This is a genomic window from Quadrisphaera sp. DVD1, assembly GCF_058932755.1.
Map to the genome: position 1 here is coordinate 1 of NZ_JBZYWI010000023.1, position 22,215 is coordinate 22,215.

General features: G+C 76.0%; 20 protein-coding genes and 1 pseudogene. 7 read left to right on the plus strand and 14 right to left on the minus strand.

Annotated features, from left to right (window positions below):
* Together AC5FZL_RS04355 and leuA are read right to left on the minus strand one after the other, a co-directional pair.
* Positions 1–545 (minus strand): annotated as a pseudogene (locus AC5FZL_RS04355) (hypothetical protein); the annotation flags it as partial.
* Positions 546–638: 93 nt separating this feature from the next.
* The gene (gene leuA, locus AC5FZL_RS04360) at positions 639–2,375 is read right to left on the minus strand and encodes a 2-isopropylmalate synthase (RefSeq protein ID WP_493617340.1); all 1,737 of its coding nucleotides are present in this window, start codon (positions 2,373–2,375) and stop codon (positions 639–641) included.
* 264 nt (positions 2,376–2,639) lie between these two features.
* Between leuA and AC5FZL_RS04365 the strand changes: the two genes are divergently transcribed.
* Positions 2,640–3,104 (plus strand): GNAT family N-acetyltransferase, encoded by a 465-nt coding sequence (locus tag AC5FZL_RS04365; RefSeq protein WP_493617368.1) that lies wholly within the window; start codon positions 2,640–2,642, stop codon positions 3,102–3,104.
* Positions 3,105–3,113: 9 nt separating this feature from the next.
* On the opposite strand, the gene AC5FZL_RS04370 is transcribed toward AC5FZL_RS04365, so the two are convergent.
* The gene (locus tag AC5FZL_RS04370; protein ID WP_493617341.1) at positions 3,114–4,523 is read right to left on the minus strand and encodes an aminotransferase class V-fold PLP-dependent enzyme; all 1,410 of its coding nucleotides are present in this window, start codon (positions 4,521–4,523) and stop codon (positions 3,114–3,116) included.
* An 88-nt stretch (positions 4,524–4,611) separates the two neighbouring features.
* On the opposite strand from AC5FZL_RS04370, the gene AC5FZL_RS04375 reads away from it, so the two are divergent.
* The gene (locus tag AC5FZL_RS04375; protein WP_493617342.1) at positions 4,612–6,741 is read left to right on the plus strand and encodes a putative bifunctional diguanylate cyclase/phosphodiesterase; all 2,130 of its coding nucleotides are present in this window, start codon (positions 4,612–4,614) and stop codon (positions 6,739–6,741) included.
* 28 nt (positions 6,742–6,769) lie between these two features.
* On the opposite strand, the gene era is transcribed toward AC5FZL_RS04375, so the two are convergent.
* The 5 genes from era to AC5FZL_RS04400 all read right to left on the minus strand — a co-directional run bounded on the left by era (position 6,770) and on the right by AC5FZL_RS04400 (position 10,941).
* A complete protein-coding gene (gene era / locus AC5FZL_RS04380; protein ID WP_493617369.1) occupies positions 6,770–7,720 on the minus strand; it encodes a GTPase Era in 951 nt (316 codons plus the stop codon).
* Positions 7,714–9,057, minus strand: a complete 1,344-nt coding sequence (locus AC5FZL_RS04385) for a hemolysin family protein (protein WP_493617343.1) — start codon at positions 9,055–9,057, stop codon at positions 7,714–7,716. Before AC5FZL_RS04385 ends, era begins: the two co-directional genes overlap by 7 nt.
* Positions 9,054–9,509, minus strand: coding sequence for an rRNA maturation RNase YbeY (gene ybeY, locus AC5FZL_RS04390; RefSeq protein WP_493617344.1), 456 nt, complete (start codon positions 9,507–9,509; stop codon positions 9,054–9,056). The genes AC5FZL_RS04385 and ybeY overlap by 4 nt, the downstream gene beginning before the upstream one ends.
* Positions 9,506–10,522: a PhoH family protein gene (locus AC5FZL_RS04395; protein ID WP_493617345.1), complete on the minus strand. Its 1,017-nt coding sequence runs from the start codon at positions 10,520–10,522 to the stop codon at positions 9,506–9,508. Before AC5FZL_RS04395 ends, ybeY begins: the two co-directional genes overlap by 4 nt.
* Before the next feature lie 74 nt (positions 10,523–10,596).
* A complete protein-coding gene (locus AC5FZL_RS04400) occupies positions 10,597–10,941 on the minus strand; it encodes an HIT domain-containing protein (protein WP_493617346.1) in 345 nt (114 codons plus the stop codon).
* Between the two features lie 168 nt (positions 10,942–11,109).
* Between AC5FZL_RS04400 and AC5FZL_RS04405 the strand changes: the two genes are divergently transcribed.
* Positions 11,110–12,084: a Gmad2 immunoglobulin-like domain-containing protein gene (locus AC5FZL_RS04405; RefSeq protein ID WP_493617347.1), complete on the plus strand. Its 975-nt coding sequence runs from the start codon at positions 11,110–11,112 to the stop codon at positions 12,082–12,084.
* A 36-nt stretch (positions 12,085–12,120) separates the two neighbouring features.
* On the opposite strand, the gene dnaJ is transcribed toward AC5FZL_RS04405, so the two are convergent.
* Together dnaJ and hrcA are read right to left on the minus strand one after the other, a co-directional pair.
* Positions 12,121–13,236 carry a molecular chaperone DnaJ gene (gene dnaJ / locus AC5FZL_RS04410; protein WP_493617348.1) on the minus strand — a complete coding sequence of 372 codons (1,116 nt, stop codon included), beginning with the start codon at positions 13,234–13,236 and terminating at the stop codon, positions 12,121–12,123.
* A gap of 40 nt (positions 13,237–13,276) precedes the next feature.
* Positions 13,277–14,299 (minus strand): heat-inducible transcriptional repressor HrcA, encoded by a 1,023-nt coding sequence (gene hrcA / locus AC5FZL_RS04415; protein WP_493617349.1) that lies wholly within the window; start codon positions 14,297–14,299, stop codon positions 13,277–13,279.
* A 97-nt stretch (positions 14,300–14,396) separates the two neighbouring features.
* Between hrcA and AC5FZL_RS04420 the strand changes: the two genes are divergently transcribed.
* Positions 14,397–15,320, plus strand: coding sequence for a DUF3097 domain-containing protein (locus tag AC5FZL_RS04420; RefSeq protein ID WP_493617350.1), 924 nt, complete (start codon positions 14,397–14,399; stop codon positions 15,318–15,320).
* Between the two features lie 77 nt (positions 15,321–15,397).
* Positions 15,398–15,967, plus strand: a complete 570-nt coding sequence (locus tag AC5FZL_RS04425; RefSeq protein WP_493617351.1) for a DUF4870 domain-containing protein — start codon at positions 15,398–15,400, stop codon at positions 15,965–15,967.
* On the opposite strand, the gene hemW is transcribed toward AC5FZL_RS04425, so the two are convergent.
* On the minus strand, positions 15,945–17,264 hold the full coding sequence (gene hemW, locus AC5FZL_RS04430) for a radical SAM family heme chaperone HemW (RefSeq protein WP_493617352.1): 1,320 nt from the start codon (positions 17,262–17,264) through the stop codon (positions 15,945–15,947). The genes AC5FZL_RS04425 and hemW overlap by 23 nt on opposite strands.
* 192 nt (positions 17,265–17,456) lie before the next feature.
* Between hemW and AC5FZL_RS04435 the strand changes: the two genes are divergently transcribed.
* Positions 17,457–17,966, plus strand: a complete 510-nt coding sequence (locus AC5FZL_RS04435; RefSeq protein ID WP_493617353.1) for a GNAT family N-acetyltransferase — start codon at positions 17,457–17,459, stop codon at positions 17,964–17,966.
* Here the strand turns inward: AC5FZL_RS04435 and AC5FZL_RS04440 are convergent.
* The 3 genes from AC5FZL_RS04440 to lepA are packed head-to-tail and all read right to left on the minus strand — an operon-like array spanning position 17,927 to position 21,473.
* Positions 17,927–18,616 (minus strand): MOSC domain-containing protein, encoded by a 690-nt coding sequence (locus tag AC5FZL_RS04440; RefSeq protein WP_493617354.1) that lies wholly within the window; start codon positions 18,614–18,616, stop codon positions 17,927–17,929. The two genes, AC5FZL_RS04435 and AC5FZL_RS04440, sit on opposite strands and share 40 nt — an antisense overlap.
* A gap of 16 nt (positions 18,617–18,632) precedes the next feature.
* Entirely contained in the window at positions 18,633–19,574 is a 942-nt protein-coding gene (locus AC5FZL_RS04445; RefSeq protein WP_493617355.1) for a DMT family transporter, read from the minus strand.
* A gap of 27 nt (positions 19,575–19,601) precedes the next feature.
* Positions 19,602–21,473, minus strand: coding sequence for a translation elongation factor 4 (gene lepA / locus AC5FZL_RS04450; protein ID WP_493617356.1), 1,872 nt, complete (start codon positions 21,471–21,473; stop codon positions 19,602–19,604).
* Between the two features lie 129 nt (positions 21,474–21,602).
* Between lepA and AC5FZL_RS04455 the strand changes: the two genes are divergently transcribed.
* Positions 21,603–22,205, plus strand: coding sequence for an RBBP9/YdeN family alpha/beta hydrolase (locus AC5FZL_RS04455; RefSeq protein WP_493617357.1), 603 nt, complete (start codon positions 21,603–21,605; stop codon positions 22,203–22,205).
* Positions 22,206–22,215: the final 10 nt, after the last annotated feature.

The following is a 22,215-nucleotide window of genomic DNA, read 5'->3' on the forward strand; positions in this document are numbered from 1 at the left end:
AGGTGCAGCAGGGCGACCTCGGGCAGGCCGTGCAGGGCGTGCACGGTCGAGCCGTCCAGCGCTCGCTCCAGGGTCGTCAGCGCGACCTCGTAGGCGCCTGCGGACTCCATCGCCAGGCCGACCGCCATCGCGGCCGAGGCGTGGTTGTGCCGCAGCGACGGGTGGCGCTCGAGCAGCTCCGCGGCCTCGGCCAGGTGCTCCATCGCCGGGCCGGAGCGGCCCAGGCCCAGGCAGCACTGCGCCGCGAGCGCCAGCGCCTTCGCCCGCCACAGCGGCTCCAGCCCCGCGTCGAGCTCGTCGGCGAGGCCCGCGGCCACCTCCAGCGCCTCGACGTGGAGACCGAGGTCGCGCAGGGCGCTGGCGCCGATGTAGCGCAGGTAGCGGCTCGTGGTGCGGTCGCCCGCGCGCTCGACCCACGCGGCGCCGACGCGCATGAGGTGCACGGCCTCGGTCAGCTCGGCGTCGAGGAAGCGGTCGTGCTGCACCTGCGCGATGCGGTCGAAGGGACCGAAGTCGGGGACGGGGACGAGCTCGCCTGCTCCCACGCGCGCACCCCCGATCGGCCTCGTCGGGGCACCCGCGGCCCCGTCCGGGACAACTGTGGGACATCGGACGGGGCTGCGGGTGACCTGATGGGCCTAACGGGTGAGGCGTGAGGCGCGGTTCACAGCGGAGACGACCGCCTTGAGCGAGGCCACGACGATGTTGGCGTCGATCCCCACGCCCCACAGGACGCGGTCGCCCACCTCGCACTCGACGTAGGCCGCCGCGTTGGCGTCCCCGCCCGAGCCCAGCGCGTGCTCGGCGTAGTCGAGGACCCGCACGGCCACGCCGACCTCCGACAGCGCCGCGACGAAAGCGGCGATCGGGCCGTTGCCGAGCCCCTCCAGGGTGCGCTCGGCGCCGTCGGCGACGAGGTCGACGGAGAGGGCGTCGGCGCCCTCGACCTGGCTGGCCGAGCGCAGGCCGCGCAGCGAGAACCGCCCCCACGCCCGCGCCGGGTCGGTCGAGGGCAGGTACTCGTCGGCGAAGACCTCCCACAGCTGCGCGGCCGAGACCTCCCCGCCCTGGTCGTCGGTGCGCCGCTGGACGACCTGGCTGAACTCGATCTGCAGGCGCCGCGGCAGGTCCAGGGAGTGCTCGGTGCGCATGAGGTAGGCCACGCCGCCCTTGCCGGACTGGCTGTTGACCCGGATGACGGCCTCGTAGCTGCGCCCGACGTCGCGGGGGTCGATCGGCAGGTACGGCACGGCCCACTCGGCCTGCTCGACCGGGACGCCGGCCGCGGCCGCGCGGGCCTCGAGCGCGTCGAAGCCCTTCTTGATGGCGTCCTGGTGGGAGCCGGAGAACGCCGTGTAGACGAGGTCGCCGCCGTAGGGCGAGCGCTCGTGCACCGCGATCTGGTTGCAGTACTCCACGGTGCGGCGCACGCCGTCGAGGTCGGAGAAGTCCACCTGGGGGTCCACGCCCTGGGTCAGCAGGTTCAGGCCCAGGGTGACGAGGTCGACGTTGCCGGTGCGCTCGCCGTTGCCGAACAGGCAGCCCTCGACCCGGTCGGCGCCGGCCATCAGGCCCAGCTCGGCGGCGGCCACGGCCGTGCCGCGGTCGTTGTGGGGGTGCAGCGAGAGCAGGACGTCGGAGCGCGAGTCGAGGTGGCGGCCCATCCACTCGATGGAGTCGGCGTAGACGTTCGGGGTGGCCATCTCGACCGTGGCCGGCAGGTTGATGATCACCTTGCGGTCCGGTGACGGCTCGAAGACGGCGAGGACCTCGTTGCAGATCCGGGCCGCGAACTCCAGCTCGGTGCCGGTGTAGGACTCCGGGCTGTACTCGTAGTAGACGTCGGTGCCCGGGACGAGCTGCTCGAACTTGCGGCACAGCCGGGCGCCGTTCAGGGCCAGGTCCACCACGCCGTCGGGGTCGAGCCCGAACACGACCTCGCGCTGCAGCACCGAGGTGGAGTTGTAGAGGTGGACGATCGCCTGGCGGGCACCGCGCAGCGACTCGTAGGTGCGCTCGATGAGGTGCTCGCGGGCCTGGGTGAGCACCTGGATCGTCACGTCGTCGGGGATCCGGTCGCCCTCGACGAGCTGGCGCACGAAGTCGAAGTCGGCCTGGCTCGCCGAGGGGAAGCCGACCTCGATCTCCCTGTAGCCCATGCCGACGAGGAGCTCGAACATCCGCATCTTGCGGTCCGGGCTCATCGGGTCGATCAGGGCCTGGTTGCCGTCGCGCAGGTCGACCGCGCACCAGCGCGGGGCGGCCTCGACCCGGCGCGCGGGCCAGGTGCGGTCGGGCAGGTCGACGGCGAACTGCTCGGCGTAGGGGCGGTAGCGGTGCGCCGGCATCGCGGAGGGCTGCTGGGTGTTGCGCATGGTCACGACCTCGGGGGGAGAGCGGCTGAGCGGCCGGCAGCAGCGGACTCCGCGACGAGGGAGCCGACCTGGGCTACAGGACCTCGTCGCGGCAGCCGAGGAGCAGCAGCTCGCGCACGCTGCGACGGTAGCGCACCCCCGTGCCCCCCGACCACCGCGCGGCGCGGCGCGGTGGTGGGCGCGGTGGTCGGGTGCGGCGGTGGGCGCTGCGGCAGGCTGGCCGCCGTGACCGTCCTCGCCGAGCTCCCCGTCCGCAGCGGCGTCCTGGTCGTGCGCCGCGCCACGGCCGACGACGTCCCCGCCCTCGTGCGGCTGCTGGCCGACGACCAGCTCGGCGCCACCCGCGACGACGCCGCCGACGCCGCCGGCCTCGAGCCCTACGAGCGGGCCTTCGCGGCCGTGGACGCCGACCCGGCGCACCTGCTCGTCGTGGCCGCTCCGCGCGAGGGGGACGGCCACGAGGTGGTCGCCACGCTCCAGCTCAGCTTCCTGCCGGGCCTGGCGCGCCGCGGCGCGCTGCGCGCGCAGGTGGAGGCCGTGCGCGTGGCCGCGGCCCACCGCTCCGGCGGCGCGGGGACGGCGCTGCTCACCTGGGCGGTGGACGAGGCTCGCCGCCGCGGGTGCGCGCTGGTGCAGCTGACCACCGACGGGCGCCGCACCGACGCGCACCGGTTCTACGAGCGCCTGGGGTTCACCCCCAGCCACGTGGGGTTCAAGCTGCTGCTGTGACCGGGCCGCTCAGCGGTGGGCGGCGGCGGGGAGCGGCTGCAGGTCGACCAGGTCGACCAGGTCGGCGGGGCCGGCGGGGTCGGCTCCCCGCGCCGGGACGAGGTCGCCGTGCTCGTCGCGGGCGTAGCGCGCGCCGCCGGCCGGCGTGGCCGCGATGGCCCGCAGCGCCTCGCCGAGCAGGGCGACGTCCTCCAGGGTTGTCGACCGCCCGGCGCTGGCGCGCACGGCGCCGGGCAGGCGGCTGCGGTCGCCCGAGACCGCGTCGCGGTGGAACCGGGCGACCTCCTCCTCGCCGAGCGCCAGCAGCCGGGCCAGGTACGGGTGGGCGCAGAAGCAGCCGCTGCGCACCCCGATGCCGTGCTCGTGGGCCAGCCGGGCGGCGACGAGGTCGTGCGGGACGCCCGGGAGGCCGAAGGCCGCCACGGGCAGCCGCTCCCCCGTGACCGGCCCGTACCGCCGCAGGCCGGGCACCGCGGCCAGCTCGGCGTCCAGGGCGGCCACGAGCGCGTCCTCGTGGGCCAGCACGGCCGGCCACGACGCCGACAGCTCCTCCGCCGCGGCGGCGAGGGCCACCACGCCGACGACGTTGGGCGAGCCGGCCTCCTCGCGGTCGGGGCCGTCGGCCCAGACGACGTCGTCGAAGGACACCGCCGCCACCGCTCCTCCGCCGACGAGCAGCGGCTCGCCGGTGGCGAACAGCCGCCGCGGGGCGACGAGGGCACCGGCCCCGAAGGGCGCGTGCATCTTGTGCCCGGACAGCGCGATGGCGTCGACGCCGAGCGCCGCGAGGTCGACCGGCCGGTGGGGCGCGAGCTGGGCGCCGTCGACGACCACGAGGACGCCGCGGGCGCGGGCGGCGGCGGCGATCGGGGCCAGGTCCGGCAGCCAGCCGGTGACGTTGGACGCCCCGGTCAGCGCGAGCACCTTCGGCCTAGGGTGCTCGTCGAGCCCGGCCACGACGTCCTCGGGGGTGAAGGTGCCGCGGGCGTCGACCTCGACCACGCGCAGCCGGGCGTGGCGGCGCCAGGGCAGGAGGTTGGCGTGGTGCTCGACGGCGGTGGTCAGCACCACGTCCTCGCGGTCCAGGCCGAGGCGCATCGCGAGCACGTTGAGGGCCTCGGTGGTGTTGCGGCCGAACAGCGCGACGTGGGTGGCGGGATCGGCGCCGACGAAGCGCAGCACCGCAGCGCGGGCGTCCTCGTACCGGGCGCTGGAGGCGCGGGAGGTGGCCCCGGCGCCGCGGTGGACGCTGGAGCACCAGGGCAGGAACTCCTGGACCGCCCGGACCACGGCCGGCGAGGCGGGCGTGCTGGCGGCGAGGTCCAGGTCGACGTGGCGCCGGGCGCCGCCGTCGAGGAGGGGCACGTGCACCTCGCCCCCGACGAGCCGCCCGTGCGGGGACTGCACCGGACCACCCACGACGGCCTCCTCGGCTGATCGGCGGAACCCGCCTGCCGCCACCGTAGGCGACGTCAAGGTGGCGGGGAGGGGAACCGATCCACCAGGGGTGACCCCCACCGCCTCCCCGACGCGCCGGCCGCGCCGCCCGCGCCCGGTGCGGCGGGGCCTGCGGCTGACGCGGCGCGTCTTCTGGGACCTGGCCGTGTACATGGTGGGGATGGGCCTGTCGGTCGGGCTGGTCTTCCCGCCCTTCGCGACCGGGCTCGGGGTGCCGGCCCAGTACGCCAGCCGCCCCTCCTTCCGCGCGGCCTGCCTCGTGGCCGGCTTCCTCGTCGGCGCGATGAGCTACGCCCTGTGCCGCGCCGTGGTGGGCCGCCGCCTGGCGGTGCTCAGCGAGCGGCTGCGCGACGTCGCCGCGACGATCGGGCGGGCCAGCCGCACCGACGACTGGCGCGGCTCCACCTCGCGGCGGATCGCCGTCGACTCCGACGACGAGCTCGGCGAGACCGCCCGGGCCTTCAACAGCCTGCTCGACGCGCTCGAGGACGGCGAGCACTTCCGCTCCCTCGTGCGCAACGCGTCCGACGTCATCACCGTCGTCGACCCGGACGGCCGGATCACCTCGCAGACGCCCTCGGTGGCGTGGGTGCTCGGCCACGAGCCCGCCGCGCTGCACGGCAGCCGGGTGCAGGACCTCGTGCACCCGGACGACGCGCCCGCCTTCGCCGCCCACCTCGCCGCCGTGGTCGACGGCTCGCCCGCGGCGGCCGCCTCGACGGTGGTGCGCCTGCACCACTGCGACGGCTCCTGGCGCTGGACCGAGACGGTGGCCAGCGACCTGCTCGCCGACCCGGCCGTCGGCGGGGTGGTCCTGACCACCCGCGACGTCAGCGACCGCGTGGAGCTCGAGGAGCGGCTGCGCGCCCAGGCGTACTACGACCCGCTGACCGGGCTGCCCAACCGGGCGCTGTTCATGGAGCGCCTGCACGAGGCGGAGGCCCACCACCGCAGCGCCGGGGAGCCGCTGGCGGTGCTCTTCCTCGACCTCGACGACCTCAAGACCGTCAACGACAGCCTCGGCCACGAGGGCGGCGACGCCCTGCTGCGCGAGGTGACCGCCCGGGTGCGGGCCTGCCTGCGCCCGCAGGACCTCCTGGCGCGCCTGTCCGGGGACGAGTTCGCCGCCCTCGTCACCGGTGCTGACAGCGGGGACCACGCGCTGGGCGCTGCCGAGCGCGCCCAGCGGGCGCTGCGCGACCCGGTGCACGTCGCCGGCCGCCAGGTGCGCGCGGGCGCGAGCATGGGCCTGGCCACGGCCGCCACCAGCGCCGCCAGCGGGATCGGCGTCCTGCGGGCGGCCGACATCGCCATGTACGTGGCCAAGACGAGCGGCAAGGGGCGGTGCGAGGTCTTCCAGTCGCACCACCACGCCGCCCAGCTCGACGGCGAGCGCCTGCGCGCCGACCTGCGCCAGGCCCTGGACGCCGACCAGCTCGTCCTGCACTACCAGCCGGTGGTGGACCTGGGCACGGGCGCGGTCACGGGCTTCGAGGCGCTGCTGCGCTGGGAGCACCCCGAGCGCGGGACCGTGCCGCCGTCGCTGTTCGTCCCCCTCGCGGAGCAGAACGGCCTCATCGTGCCGATCGGGCGCTGGGTCGTGCAGGAGGCGGCGAGCCAGGCCGCGGCGTGGCAGCGGGCGGGCGTCCCCGTGGGGATGAGCGTCAACGTCTCGGTGCGCCAGTTCCAGGACCCCGGCCTCGCCGAGGACGTCGCCGCCGCCCTCGCCGGCTCCGGGCTGGCGCCGCACCTGCTGACGCTGGAGATCACCGAGAGCGTCTTCGCCCAGGAGAGCAGCGGGAGCGCCGCCGCGCTCACCGGCCTCAAGGCCCTGGGCGTGCGCCTGGCGCTGGACGACTTCGGCACGGGCTACTCCTCGCTGAGCGCCCTGCGCCGCTTCCCGGTCGACGTCCTCAAGATCGACAAGGCGTTCGTGGACGACGTCGCGCGCGACGCGCAGGGCCGCGCCGTCGCGGCGGCGATCGTCGAGCTCGGCCAGGCGCTGGGCCTCGGGGTCGTCGCCGAGGGCGTGGAGACCGCCGCCCAGGTCGCGGCGCTGAGGGCGCTGCGCTGCCCCTCGGGGCAGGGCTTCCGCTTCGCCCGGCCGCTGCCGGCCGCCGAGGCGGCGGCCCTCGTCGGCGCGGTGCTGGCCGTGGGCCCCGAGCCCGCCCCGGCCTGACCCCGCCGGGTCCTGCCCCCGTCCGGGCTCAGAACCCCAGGCGGGCGAGCTGGCGCGGGTCGCGCTGCCAGTCCTTGGCCACCTTGACCCGCAGGTCGAGGTGGATGCGGGTGCCCAGCAGGGCCTCGATGCTCTGGCGGGCCGCGGTGCCGACCTCGCGCAGCCGGGCGCCGCCGCGGCCGATGATGATGCCCTTCTGGCTGTCGCGCTCGACGTAGAGGAGCACGGAGACGTCGAGGAAGCCGTCCTCGCGGCCCTCGCGCGGAGCCATCTCCTCGACCACCACGGCCAGGCTGTGCGGCAGCTCGTCGCGCACGCCCTCCAGCGCGGCCTCGCGCACGAGCTCGGCGACCATCACGGCCTCGGGCTCGTCGGTGAGCTCCCCCGCGGGGTACAGCGGCGGCCCCGCCGGCAGGTGCCCGGCCAGCACGTCGGCCACGACCTCGACCTGGTAGCCGTCGACCGCCGAGACGGGCACGACGTCGGCCCAGGGCCGCCCGCCGTCGGAGCCGTCGCCGCCCAGCGCGGTGACCTCCAGGAGGCGCTCGGCGAGCCGGCCGCGGTCGACCGTGTCTGCCTTGGTCACCACCGCGACCACCGGGGTGCGCGGCACCTTCGCCAGCTGCGCGGCGATGTAGCGGTCGCCCGGCCCGGCGCGCTCGTCGGCGGGCAGGCAGAACGCGATGACGTCGACCTCGGACAGCGTGGAGAGCACGAGGTCGTTGAGCCGCTGCCCGAGCAGGGTGCGCGGGCGGTGCAGGCCCGGGGTGTCGACGAGCACGAGCTGGGCGTCGGGGCGGTGGACGATGCCGCGCACGGTGTGCCGGGTGGTCTGCGGCCGCGAGGAGGTGATCGCCACCTTCTGGCCCACGAGCGCGTTCGTCAGGGTCGACTTGCCGGCGTTGGGGCGCCCGACCATGCAGGCGAAGCCCGACCGGTGGTCCGGGGGCGGCTGGGTGGGCGGCTGGCTGGTCACGATCGGCTCCGCTCGACGGAGGCCGACGCGTCGGCGTCGTCCTCGGGCTCGTACCGGTGCGCCCCGGAGTGCTCGGGGTCGGAGCGGCGCACCACGACGGTGGTGATCCGGTTGCCCTCGACGGCGTCGGCGAGCAGGTGCAGCCCGGCGACGTCGGCCTCGGAGCCGGCGTCCGGGACGGTGCCCAGGGCCTTGGCGAGCAGCCCGCCGACGGAGTCCACCTCGTCGTCCTCGACCGTGAGGCCGAACAGCGCGCCGAGGTCGTCGACGTGCAGGCGCGAGGTGACCCGGTAGACCTCGTCGCCCAGCGGCACGACCTCCGGCGGCTCGCGGTCGTACTCGTCGGCGATGTCGCCGACGATCTCCTCGAGGAGGTCCTCGAGCGTGACCAGGCCGGCCACGCCGCCGTACTCGTCGACGACGACCGCCAGGTGCTGGGAGTCGTGCTGCATGTCCCGCAGCAGGGCGTCGATCCGCTTGCTCTCCGGCACGTAGGCGGCCGGGCGCACGAGGTCGCGGGCGCGGGCGGAGCCGGCCCGGCGGTCGTGCAGCGCGCGGGCGACGTCCTTGAAGAACAGGACGCCGACGACGTCGTCGACCGACTCCCCCACGACCGGCACCCGCGAGTGCCCGGAGGACAGGAACGCGCCCATCGCCTGCGGCAGCGTCGCGTCGGCGGGCAGGGTGACCATGTCGGTGCGCGGCGACATCACCTCGCGGACGAGCGTGTCGCCGAGCTCGAAGACGGAGTGGATCATCTCGCGCTCGCCGGCCTCGATGATCGAGGACTCGCTCGCCCGGTCCACCAGCTCGCGCAGCTCGCCCTCGCTGGAGAACGGGCCGTCGCGGAAGCCGCGGCCGGGGGTGACCGCGTTGGCGACGGTGACGAGCACCCGCGCCAGCGGCCCGACGAGCCGGGTGAGCACCCGCACCCGGGGCGCGGTGCGCAGGGCGACGGCCTCGGCGTGCTGGCGCCCCACCGTGCGGGGGCTGACCCCGAGGAGCACGAAGGAGGTCCCGGCCATCACCGCTGCGGCGACGAGCGCACCGGCCCACCACCGGTCGGTCAGGGAGATGGCGGCCACGGCGACGGCGACCGTCGCGGCGGCCTCGAAGGTGACCCGGGCCAGGGTGGAGGCGCTCAGCGCCGGGGCCGGGTCGGCGACCAGCTGCTGGACCGCCTCGGCGCCGCGGCGGCCGTCGGCGACCAGGCGGGCGGCCTCGGCGCGGGTCATCCGGCCCACGGCGGCCTCGGCCGCGGCGAGGGTGGCGCCCAGGACCACGAGCACCCCGGCGCCGACGAGCAGCCAGACGGCGACGGAGGTCGGTGCGCCGGTCATGAGGCGCGCGCGAGGAAGGTCAGGAGCAGCTGGCGCTGCAGGGAGAACATCTCCCGCTCCTCGTCCGGCTCGGCGTGGTCGTAGCCGAGCAGGTGCAGGATCCCGTGCGTCGTGAGCAGGAGCACCTCCTCCTCCACGGCGTGCCCGGCCTCGGCGGCCTGGCGGGCGGCGACCTCCGGGCACAGGACGACGTCGCCGAGCAGGCCGGGCGGGCTGGTCTGGGTCTCGGTGCCCGGGCGCAGCTCGTCCATCGGGAAGCTCATGACGTCGGTCGGGCCCGGCTCGTCCATCCACTGCACGTGCAGGCGCGTCATGGCCTCGACGTCGACGAGCAGCACCGACAGCTCGGCCTGCGGGTGCACGTGCATGGCGTCCATCACCCAGCGGCCGAGCTCGGCGATCTCGCGCTCGTCGACCGCGGCACCGGACTCGTTGACGACCTCGACGCTCATCGCCGGCGAGCGGGTGCGGCGTGGCCGGCGTCCCAGCGGCCGTAGGCCTCGACGATGTCGCTGACCAGCCGGTGGCGCACCACGTCGGCGGCGGCCAGGCGGGAGAAGTGGACGTCCTCGAGCCCGTCGAGGATCTCCTGGACCACGCGGAGCCCCGACGTCGTGCCGCTCGGCAGGTCGACCTGCGTGACGTCGCCGGTGACGACCATCTTCGAGCCGAAGCCCAGGCGGGTGAGGAACATCTTCATCTGCTCGGCGGAGGTGTTCTGCGCCTCGTCGAGGATGATGAAGGAGTCGTTGAGCGTGCGCCCGCGCATGTACGCCAGCGGGGCCACCTCGATCGTGCCCGAGGCCATGAGCCGCGGGATGGAGTCGGGGTCGACCATGTCGTGCAGGGCGTCGTAGAGCGGCCGCAGGAAGGGGTCGATCTTGTCGGTGAGGCTGCCGGGCAGGAAGCCCAGCCGCTCGCCGGCCTCGACCGCGGGGCGGGTGAGGATGATCCGGTTGACCTGCTTGGCCTGCAGGGCCTGGACCGCCTTGGCCATCGCCAGGTAGGTCTTGCCGGTGCCGGCGGGGCCGATGCCGAAGACGACGGTGTGGGTGTCGATCGCCTCGACGTAGCGCTTCTGCCCCACCGTCTTGGGCCGGATGGCGCGCCCGCGGCCGGAGAGGATGTTCATCGTCAGCACGTCGGCGGGGCGCTCGGTGGTCTGCTGGCGCAGCATCCCGATCGAGCGCTCCACGGCGTCGGGGCTGAGCGACTGGCCGGTGGAGACCACGGCGAGCAGCTCGTCGAAGAGCCGCTCGACGAGGGCCGTGTCGGCGGGCTCGGCGGTGATCGTCACCTCGTTGCCGCGCACGTGGAGGTCGGCGCGGGGGAAGGACCGCTCGACGGCGCGCAGGAGCTCGTCCTGGGTGCCCAGGAGGGCCACCATCGGCACCGCGGCCGGGACGACGATCTTGTGCTGCACCGTCGGCGGGACGGTTGCGGGTTGTGCTGGCTGGTCGGCCATGGGACGGGCTGGGCCCTGGCTCCTGCGGTCCGGGCCCCGGGACCGGAGCCGCTCGCGGCCCATCGTACCGGGGACTACCCCGGCGGCCAGCCCATCGGGCGCCCGCCCAGCACGTGCGCGTGCACGTGGAAGACGGACTGGCCGGCCTGCTCCCCGGTGTTCCAGACGAGGCGGTGCTGCCCGCCGCACTCGGCCGCCGCGACGGCTCCCGCGGTGCGCACGACCTCGGCGAGCAGCTCGGGGTCGCCCGCCAGGGCCACCACGTCGCGGTGGTGCTCGACCGGGACGACGAGGACGTGCACCGGCGCCTGCGGGTCGAGGTCGCGGAACGCGACGACCCGCTCGGTGCGCGCCACCACGTCGGCCGGCAGCGCTCCGGAGGCGATCCGGCAGAACAGGCACTCGGGGTCGCTGGCCACGCCCGCAGGCTAGTGGCGCGCGCCCGGACGACGCGCGGTGGGCACGAGGGCGGCGCGGGGGCGGCACGAGGGCGGCACGAGGGCGGCACGAGGGCGGCGCGGCGCGGTGACGGCGACCGGGCGCGGCGGGAGACTCGGGGCCAGCACGTGACGAGCGGAGGAGCGGCCATGACGAGGACGACGCGGCGACGGGCCCGGGCCGGCGGGGCGCTGGCGGTGGCGCTGCTCCTGCCGCTGCTGGCCGCCTGCGGCCAGGGCTCCGGCGACCAGGGCTCCGGCGGCCAGGGCTCCGGCGCCGCTGCTCCCGGGAGCGGCTCCGGCGCCTCGGCCAGCAGCGACCCGACGACGGGCCCCGCCGGGGGGACGGCCACGACGCCGGCGCCCGACGGCGTCCTGACCGGGGTGCCCGTCTACTGGGTGGGCACCCCGGCCGGGAGCACCCGCCCGTGGCTGTACCGGGAGTTCCGCGACGTCCAGGACGTCGGCGGCGACGACCCCGCTGCGGCCCGAGCGGCCTCGGCGGTCGCGGCGATGACCCGCGACGCCCCCCTGGACCCCGACCACACGACCCCGTGGACGCCGGCCTCGCGGGTCTCGGTGACCCGCGACGGCGACGCGCTCGCGGTGGACCTCTCGGCCGACGCCCTCGCCGGCACCGGCGTCGGGTCCGAGCTGGCGGCGCTGGCCGTGCAGCAGCTCGTGCACACGGCGACGGCCGCCGCGCAGACCTCGGGCCCGGTGACGGTCACCGTCGACGGCGCCCCGGCCGACGCCTGGGGCGCCGTGCGCCTGGAGGGGCCGGTGCAGCGGGCCGCCGCGGCCGACGTCCAGGCCCCGGTGTGGGTCGTCGAGCCCCAGCAGGGCACCCACCTCGTGCTCGGGGTGGTCGGCATCACCGGCGTCGGGACGGCGTTCGAGGGCACCCTGCTGTGGGAGGTCACCGGCCCCGGCGGTGCGTCCTTCGGCGAGGGCTCCACGACCGCCGGGGCGAACGGCGCCTTCGGGGAGTTCTCGGTCGGCCTGGCCGACCTGCCCAGCGGCGGCCCCTACACGGTCAGCGTCTGGGCCCCCGACGAGTCCGACGGGGAGTCCGGCCTGGGGCCGCGGCCCTTCGTCGACACCGAGCAGTTCTGGATCGACTGAGGCAGCGGCCCGTGCCGGCCGGCGCCGGCCGCTGCCTCAGCGGCCGGCGAAGCCCCGCTTGAGCCGGGAGAACACCCCGCCGGAGCTGGAGGCCAGACGGCCGTCCGGGCGCTCCTCGCCGCGCGCGACGGCGAGCTCGCGGAGCAGCCGCTCCTGCTCGTCGTCGAGCTTGGTCGGCACCTGCACGTCGACGTGGATGTGGAGGTCGCCGCGGCCGCCGGAGCGCAGGTGCGTCACGCCGAGGCCGCGCATCGTGATGACCTCCGCCGGCTGCGTGCCGGCCGCCACCTCGACGTCGCGCTCGCCGTCGAGGGTGTCGAGGACGAGCACGGTGCCCAGCGCGGCGGCGGTCATCGGGACGGCCAGGGTGCAGTGCAGGTCGTCGCCGCGGCGGGTGAACAGCTCGTGCGGGCGCTGGACGACCTCGACGTAGAGGTCGCCGGCGGGGCCGCCGCCGGGGCCGACCTCGCCCTGGGAGGCCAGCTGGATCCGGGTGCCGGTGTCCACGCCCGCCGGGATCTTGATGGTCAGGCTGCGGCGCTGGCGCACCCGGCCCTCGCCGGAGCACTCGGTGCACGGGGAGGGCAGCACGGTCCCGTAGCCGTGGCAGGCCGGGCACGGGGAGCTCGTGGCCACCTGGCCCAGCAGGGTGCGGGCGGTGCGCTGCACCTGGCCGCGGCCGCCGCACACGTCGCAGGTCTGCGGGTGGGTGCCGGGCTGGGCGCAGCTGCCGTCGCAGACCGGGCAGACCACGGCCGTGTCGATGGTGATCTCGCGCTCGCCGCCGAAGACGGCCTCGCGCAGGTCGACCTCGAGGCGGATCAGCGCGTCGGAGCCGGGCTGGGTGCGCGAGACCGGCCCGCGGGCGCCGCCTCCGCCGAAGATCGTGTCGAAGATGTCGCCGAAGCCGCCGAACCCCTGGCCGAAGCCGCCGCCCATGCCCCCGGAGCCGCCGGAGCCGCCGAGGTCGTAGGCCCGTCGCTTGTCGGGGTTGCTCAGCACCTCGTAGGCGGCCGAGACCTCCTTGAAGCGCTCGCCCTCCCCGGGGTTGACGTCCGGGTGCAGCTGGCGGGCCAGCTTGCGGTAGGCCTTCTTGATGTCGTCGGTGCTGGCGTCGCGGGAGACGCCGAGCGCCGCGTAGTGGTCGCTCACGGGCGTGAGTCGCTCCGATCGGAGGTCGGGGTGAGGTGCCTCACTGGGCCAGCACCTTGGTCAGGTAGCGCGCCACGGCGCGCACCGCGGAGATGGTGGTCGGGTAGTCCATCCTCGTCGGACCGAGGATGCCCAGGCGGGCGACGACCTCGCCACCGGGGCCGTAGCCGCTGCTGACGACCGAGGCCTCGGCCAGGCCGGAGTGCGTGATCTCGCGGCCGATCCGCACCGAGACCCCGCTGGCCGGGTCGTCGGCCATCTCCGAGAGCAGGCGCAGCAGCACCACCTGCTCCTCGATCGCCTCGAGCACCGGGCCGAGGGAGGTCGAGAAGCCGCTGCCGGCGCGCGCGAGGTTCGCGGTGCCGGCCAGGACCATGCGCTCCTCGCGGGTGCTCTCCAGGCTGGAGCGCAGCGCGGCCACCACGGCGGTGACCGCCCCGGCGTCCTCGGGGCGGAACGCCTCCGGCAGCGCCGCGAGCGCCCCGGCGGCCTCCTCGGGACGGCGTCCGGCCGTGGCGGCGTTGAGCCGCCCGCGCAGCTCGGGAACGAGGTCGGGGGCGGTCTCGGCCCCGACGTCGACCATCCGCTGCTCGACCCGGCCGGTGTCGGTGATGAGCACGAGCAGGAGGCGGCGCGGGGCCAGCTCGACGAGCTCGACGTGCCGCACCGACGAGCGCGAGAGCGAGGGGTACTGCACGACGGCGACCTGGTGGGTGAGCTGGGCGAGCAGGCGCACCGTGCGGTCGAGCACGTCGTCGAGGTCGGCGGCCTCGCCGAGCAGCCGCTCGATCGCCCGCCGCTCGGCCGGGGACAGCGGCTTGACGCCGGAGAGCCGGTCGACGAAGACCCGGTAGCCCTTGTCGGTGGGCACCCGCCCCGCGCTGGTGTGCGGCTGGGCGATCAGCCCCTCGTCCTCCAGGGCCGCCATGTCGTTGCGGATGGTGGCCGGCGACACGCCGAGGGCGTGGCGGTCCACGAGCGCCTTCGAGCCCACGGGCTCGCGGGTGGCGACGTAGTCCTCCACGATCGCGCGCAGCACGGCCAGTCGGCGGTCGTCGGTCATCCGGCCTCCCGTCGTGGCGGTCGTCAGTGGTTGGCACTCGCGTTCGCGGAGTGCCAATCCTACGCCGGGTCGGCCGCGGCGCGGGTAGCGTCGGACGGTGCCTGCTGCGCCGCGCAACCCCCCGGCCCGACCCCTCTACGGCGGCTGGGGCGGTGACGCCGTGCGCAGCGCCCCTCCCGCGCACCACCGCACCCGCCCCCGCACCACCGACGCACCCGCCGAGCGCGGGCTCGTCGTCGAGGACGTCGAGACCGGCTGGGTCGGCGCCGTGGTGCGGGTGGAGAAGGTGGGCGGCGTGCACGTGGTGGTGCTCGAGGACCGCCGCGGACGCACCCGCAGCTTCCCGCTGGGCCCGGGGTTCCTCCTCGACGGCGCCCCGGTGCGGCTGACCGCGCCACCGGTGGCGCCTCCCGCGGCGCGCGGCCCGGTGGCTCCCGGGCGCACCGCGAGCGGCTCGGTGGCCGTGGCCGGGACGAGGGCGCGGGTCGCGCGCGGGTCGCGGATCTGGGTCGAGGGCAAGCACGACGCCGAGCTCGTGGAGAAGGTCTGGGGCGACGACCTGCGCGTCGAGGGCGTCGTCGTGGAGGGGCTGGAGGGCGTGGACCACCTGGCCGCGGCCGTCGCGGACTTCTCCCCGGGCCCCGGCCGGCGGGTCGGCGTCCTCGTCGACCACCTCATCACCGGCACCAAGGAGGCCCGGCTGGTCGCCGACGCCCTGCGCGCGGTGCCCGGCGCCGCCCCGCACGTCCTCGTCGTCGGCCACCCCTACGTCGACGTCTGGCAGGCCGTGCGGCCGCGGCGCCTGGGCCTGGCGGCGTGGCCGGTGGTCCCCCGCGGGCGGCCGTGGAAGGAGGGCGTCCTGCAGGCCCTCGGCTGGCCGCACGCCACCACCGCCGACGTCGCGCGCGGCTGGAAGCGGATCCTCGCCAGCGTCGACACCATCGCCGACCTCGAGCCGGACCTGTCCGGGCGGGTGGAGCAGCTCATCGACTTCGTCACCGAGGACCCGCTGGACCGGTGAGGCGCTGGACCCCGGCGTCGCGAGCCGGGAGACTGGTCGGGCCGCGGGAGCGCCCCCGCGCCACCTGAGGAGGAGTCGTGTCCGAGCAGAGCCCGGGGAACCACCCCCCGTACGGGCAGCAGCCGCCGGCCTACGGGCAGCAGCCGCCGCCCGGCGGGCAGCAGCCACCCCCCGGCCAGCCCCCGTACGGCCAGCCCCCCTACGGCCAGCCCCCCTACGGCGGCCAGCCCCCGACGTACGGCACGGTCGGCGCGCAGGGGGAGATGAGCCCCGCCGACCAGCGGATGTGGGGGATGCTCGCCCACCTGAGCGCGATCGTCGGCGCCCTCGTGCTCTCGTCGATGACGGCCGGCGTGATCTACCTCGGCGCGGTCGGGCCCCTGGTGATCTACCTCGTCCTCAGGGAGCGCGGGATCTTCGTGCGCCGCCAGGCCGCGGAGGCGCTGAACTTCCAGATCCTCCTGACGATCGTCTACCTGGCCGGCGTCCTGCTGTCGGTGGTCACCCTCGGCATCGGCCTCATCGTCGTCGTGCCGCTGGCGATCGTCGTGGGCGTCGTCGCGCTGATCTTCACGATCATCGCGGCGGTCAAGGCCAACCAGGGCGTCGACTACCGCTACCCGATCAACTGGCGGCTGGTGAAGTAGCCGCCAGGGCGGGCTCCAGCGCGGCCGGAGCCTCGTCCCAGCCCAGCAGCACCCGGACGACGGCGTCCGCGAGCAGCCGCCCGCGCCGGGTCAGCACCACGCGTGCCGACCCGAGCCGGGCGGCTGCGTCGTTCCCGCCGCCCTCCACCAGGCCGGCAGCGACGAGCGCCGGGAGCGCGGCCCGCCCGGCCGGCGGGACGGCGTCCAGCGGCAGGCCCTCGGCCAGGCGCAGGCCGAGCAGCACGCCCTCGACGTCGCGGTCGGCCCGGGCGAGGGTCTCGCGGCCCACCGCGGGGCTCGTGCCGGCGGCCAGGCGCTGGGCGTAGGCGGCCGGGTGCTTGGCGTTCCACCAGCGCACCCCGCCGACGTGGCTGTGCGCGCCGGGGCCCGCGCCCCACCAGTCCTGCCCGCGCCAGTAGGCGAGGTTGTGCTGGCAGGCGTGCGCGGGCGTGCGCGCCCAGTTGCTCACCTCGTACCAGCCCAGGCCGCCGGCGGTCAGCAGGTCGTCGGCCACCTCGTACTTGTCGGCCAGGTCGTCCTCGTCGGGCTCGGGCAGCAGGCCGCGGCGCACGCGCCCGGCCATCGCGGTGCCCTCCTCGACGACGAGGGCGTAGGCCGAGACGTGGTCGGGCTCGCAGGCCAGCGCCGCCTCCACGCTCGCCCGCCAGTCGGCGAGGGACTCCCCCGGCGTGCCGTAGATGAGGTCGAGGCTGACGTCGAGGCCGGCCTCGCGGGCCCAGGCGACCGCCTGCGGCACCCGCAGCGGGTCGTGGGTGCGCTCGAGGACGGCGAGCACGTGCGGCACCGCTGACTGCATGCCGAAGGAGACGCGGGTGAACCCGGCCGCGGCGAGGGCCTGCAGGCTCTGCGGGGTCACCGAGTCGGGGTTGGCCTCGGTGGTGACCTCGGCGCCCGGCACGAGGCCCAGGTGCTCGCGGACGGCGTCCAGCATCAGCGCGAGGTCGCCGGCGGGCAGCAGCGTGGGGGTGCCCCCGCCGACGAAGACCGTGGACGCCGGCCGCGCGGGCAGCCCCGAGGCGGCCAGGACCTGCGCCGCCCAGGCGACCTCGCCCGCCGCGGCGACGGCGTAGCCGGCCTGGGAGGCGCCGGGCAGCTCGGCCGGTCCGAGCTCGGTGGCGGTGTAGGTGTTGAAGTCGCAGTAGCCGCAGCGCACCCGGCAGAACGGCACGTGCAGGTAGACGCCGAGGTCGCGCTGGGCCGCGCCCTCCGCGGCCGAGGCGGGCAGCAGGCCGTCGAGCGGAGCGGGGTCGGCCAGGGGCAGGGCGGAGGGTGGCACGTCCCCATTGTCCGCCCGCCGGGGACCACCTCCGGACGCCCTGCCTCCCGCACCTCCCGCCAGGAGTGCGCCTCCGCGGCCCCTCCCGACCGCACTTCCCCGCAGGAGTGCGGATCCAGGAGGCCACGGGACCGCACTTCGCGCCAGAAGTGCGGAAGGAGGGGCTCGGGGCGGACGGGCTAGCGTGCCGGGGTGAGCGCCCAGGTCGACCTGCTGCCGCTGAGCGCGGGCTCTGACCCGGCGGTGCTGGCCGCCGTGCTGGCCCTGCGCCCGCTGCCGGACCAGGAGCGGTTCTCCGTCCCCGCCGCCGAGACGTTCACCGCGGCGGCCGCCGACCCCGACCGGACGCCGTTCGCGGTGATCGCCGACGGCGTCCCGGTGGGCTTCGGCGTGCTGGACCGACGGGGGTACCTCGCCGACCTGCTCGACGACCCGGCCAGCGCCGTCCTGCTGCGGGCCTTCTACGTCGACGCCGCGCACCAGGGCCGCGGGTACGGGACGGCCGCCGCCCGTGCGGCTCGCGGGCTCGCCGCGGCCCTCGTGCCCGCGGCGCGCCTGCTCGTGCTCACCGTCAACGAGGCGAACCCCGCCGCCCTCACCGCCTACGCCCGAGCGGGCTTCGCCGACACCGGCGCGCGCTACCTCGGCGGGGCCGCGGGGCCTCAGCGCGTGCTGGTCGCGGTGCTGCCCCGGGCGGCCTGAGCGGCCAGCACGCCCTCGGCCTGCCCGGCGAGGACCGGCGCGAGGTCGACCGCGCCGGCGTCGCGGGCGGACAGCAGCGCGGCGGCGCCGGCGCCCGGGTCGGCGAAGAAGCCCGCCACGCTCACGCCGTGCGCCGGCCGCGAGAGCACCTCCACGGCGTCCCCGGCCTGCAGCTCCCCGCCGGTGACCACCCGCAGGTAGGCGCCGGGCAGCCCGCCGTCGGAGAACCGCCGCACCCAGCGCGCCTCGCCCAGGCGGCGCCCGAAGGTGGCGCACGGGGTGCGGGGCATGGTCACCTCGAGGACGACCTGCTCCCCGACCGCCCAGCGCTCGCCGATCACCGCTCCGTCGACGTCGACGCCCTGGGTGCGCAGGTTCTCCCCGAACAGACCGGGGGTCACCTCGTAGCCGAGCCGCTCGGCCCACCACCGCGCGGACTCGTCGCTGTAGGCGTAGACCGCCTGGTCGCGGCCGCCGTGGTCCTGGCGGTCGGCCTGGACGTCGCCGTACAGGCCGAGCGGGCGCACGCCCACGGGCCCCTCGACCGGCCGCTTGTCGATCGCCGTCGTGCCGACGGTGCCGGAGTCGGGCAGCAGCTGGTGGACGCGGCAGACGGCGATCACGCGGGGCTCAGGAGGCACGCGACACATCCTGGCGTCCGCGCGCTCAGGTGTCAGCACGGGGGCGTGCCCCGGCGCGCCGTCCTTCTGACAGCGGGAGGCGCGGGACGGCGAGCACGGCCAGCCCGGCCAGCAGCACCAGGGCCCCGACGGCCGAGGACGCCGTCGCGCCCTCGGAGAGCACGAGCACCCCCAGGAGCGCCGCGGTGACCGGTTCGACGAGGGTCAGCGTCGCCACCTCGGCGGCGGGCAGGACGGCCAGGCCGCGGGCGAAGAGCAGGTACGCCAGCGCCGTCGGCACCAGCGCCAGGAACACCGCCGTCGCGGCCCCCGCCGGGGTGAGCAGCCACGCCGCGCCCGCCACGAGCAGCACCGGCAGCAGCAGGAGGGCGGCGGCGCCGAACGCCGCGCCCATGACGGCGTCCGGGCCCCACCCGCGGGCGAGGAGCCGCTTGCTGGCGAGGGTGTAGGCGGCGTAGGAGGCGCCGGCGGCCAGCGCGGCGAGGACGCCGGCCGGGCGCACCTGCGCGCTGCCGCCGCCGAGGGCGAGCAGGCCCACCCCCGCGCAGGCGAGGACGGTGGCCGCGGCCCAGCGCGGCCCCGGACGGCGTCCGGTCAGCGCCCAGTCCGCCAGTCCCGTGGCGACGGGGGCCGAGCCGAGGGCCACGAGGGTGCCCACGGCGACGCCGGTGGAGCGCACCCCGGCGAAGAAGGCCGGCTGGTAGGCCGCCACCCCGAGCGCGGCCACCGCCACGAGGGGCCAGTCGGCGCGCCGGCCACCGGACCGCGAGCCACCGGACCGCGGACCGGGCCGGCGTCCGCCCCGCCCGCCGAGGGCCACCAGCGCCAGGAGCGCGCCGCCCAGGACGACGCGCGAGGCCCCGACCGCCACCGGGGAGACCCCCGGAGCGCCGAGGGCCTGCGCGGTGCCCGTGGTGGCGAAGCAGACCGCGGCGGCCACCACGAGCAGCCGCGCCCGCGACCTCACCGCGACCTCACCGCGAGGCCCGGCGGCTCACTTCTTGCCGTCGCCCTTGGGCGCGGAGTCGGTGGAGAGCGCGGCGATGAAGGCCTCCTGGGGCACCTCGACCCGGCCGACCATCTTCATCCGCTTCTTGCCCTCCTTCTGCTTCTCCAGCAGCTTGCGCTTGCGGGTGATGTCACCGCCGTAGCACTTGGCCAGGACGTCCTTGCGGATCGCCCGCACGGTCTCGCGGGCGATCACCCGGGCGCCGATCGCGGCCTGCACCGGCACCTCGAACTGCTGGCGCGGGATGAGGTCCTTGAGCTTGCCGGCCATCATCACGCCGTAGGCGTAGGCCTTGTCGCGGTGGACGATCGCGGAGAAGGCGTCCACCTGCTCGCCCTGCAGGAGGATGTCGACCTTGACCAGGTCGGCGGCCTGGTCGCCCTCGCGCTCGTAGTCGAAGGAGGCGTACCCGCGGGTGCGCGACTTCAGGTGGTCGAAGAAGTCGAAGACGATCTCGGCCATCGGCAGGGTGTAGCGCATCTCCACGCGCTCCTCGGACAGGTAGTCCATGCCGAGGAGCTCACCGCGCCGCTGCTGGCACAGCTCCATCACCGTGCCGATGAACTCGGCCGGCGTGAGGACGGTCGCGCGCACCATCGGCTCGCGCACCTCGGCGACCTTGCCCGAGGGGTACTCGCTGGGGTTGGTGACGGTGACCTCGCGGCCGTCGTCCAGCGTCACCTCGTAGACCACCGAGGGCGCGGTGGCGATGAGGTCGAGGTCGAACTCCCGCTCGAGCCGGTCGCGGGTGATCTCCAGGTGCAGCAGGCCCAGGAAGCCGCAGCGGAAGCCGAACCCGAGGGCGACGGAGGTCTCCGGCTCGTAGTTCAGCGCCGCGTCGTTGAGCTTGAGGCGGTCCAGGGCGTCGCGCAGCAGCGGGTAGTCCGAGCCGTCGATGGGGAACAGGCCCGAGAACACCATCGGCTTGGGGTCCTCGTAGGTGCCGACCGGCTCGGCGGCGGGCTTGGCCGCGTTGGTCACGGTGTCGCCCACGCGGGACTGGCGGACGTCCTTCACACCCGTGATGAGGTACCCGACCTCGCCCACGCCCAGGCCCTGGCTGGGCACCGGCTCGGGCGAGCTGACGCCGATCTCCAGCAGCTCGTGCGTGCTCCGGGTCGACATCATCGTGATCTTCTCGCGCGGGTGCAGCGTCCCGTCGACCACGCGCACGTAGGTCACCACGCCGCGGTAGGTGTCGTAGACCGAGTCGAAGATCATCGCGCGGGCCGGGGCGTCGGGGTCGCCGACCGGGGCCGGCACCTGCTCGACGATGCGGTCGAGCAGCTCCGGGACGCCGACGCCGGTCTTGCCCGAGACGCGCATGACCTCCTCGGGCTCGCACCCGACGAGCTTGGCGAGCTCCTCGGCGTACTTCTCCGGCTGCGCCGCCGGCAGGTCGATCTTGTTGAGCACCGGGACGATCGCGAGGTCGTTCTCCATCGCCAGGTACAGGTTCGCCAGCGTCTGCGCCTCGATGCCCTGGGCGGCGTCGACCAGCAGCACCGCGCCCTCGCAGGCGGCCAGCGAGCGGGAGACCTCGTAGGTGAAGTCCACGTGGCCCGGCGTGTCGATCATGTTGAGGGCGTGCGTGGTGCTCGACCCCGTGGGGGCCCAGGGCATCCGCACCGCCTGCGACTTGATCGTGATCCCGCGCTCGCGCTCGATGTCCATCCGGTCCAGGTACTGGGCCCGCATGGCGCGCGCGTCGACGATGCCGGTGATCTGGAGCATCCGGTCGGCGAGCGTGGACTTGCCGTGGTCGATGTGGGCGATGATGCAGAAGTTGCGGATCTTCTCCGGCGGCGTGGTGGCCGGAGCGATCCCGAGGTCAGCGAGCGAGGGCAGGGCTGGCACGCGGTCATCGTCCCACGGGCGCCGCGGCGTCCGGTCGCTCCGCGCGAGGTCGCCCCCACGTCCCGCACTCCTGCGGGGAAGTGCGGTTCCGAGGGCCCGGGGAACCGCGCTGTGGCGCAGAGTGCGGTCGTGAGCTCCTTCCTCCTCCTGCACGGCTGGCAGAACCGCCGCCCGGCCGGGCACTGGCAGTCCTGGCTGGCCGCGCGGCTGCGCGAGCGCGGCCACCGCGTCGACCACCCGCAGCTGCCCGACCCCGACGCCCCCTCGCTGCCGGGCTGGCTCGAGGCGCTGGACGCCGGCCTCGCGCGGTCGGCCGACGCCGGCGGCGAGCGCGTCGTCCTCGCGCACAGCCTCGGCTGCCTGCTGTGGCTGCACGCCGCGGGGCGCTCCGGGGGCGTGGGGGCGCCGGTCGACCGGGTGCTGCTCGTCTCCCCGCCGGCGCTGGACGTGCTGGCCGGCATCGCGGAGGTCGCGGCGTTCGCCGCCCCCGCGGTGGACGCCGGGGCGCTCGCCGCTGCGGCGGGCAGCACCCGGGTGGTCGCCGGCGACGACGACCCCTACTCCCCCGCCGGCGTCGCGGACGGCGTCCTGCGCCCGCTGGCCCTGGCCGGCGTCGAGGTCGACCTCGTCCCCGGCGGCGGGCACCTGGACCTCGACGCGGGCTACGGCGACTGGCCCTCGGTGCTGGCCTGGTGCGCCGACCCGTCCGTGCGCCTGTCCCCCCGCCGCTGAGGCGCAGCTC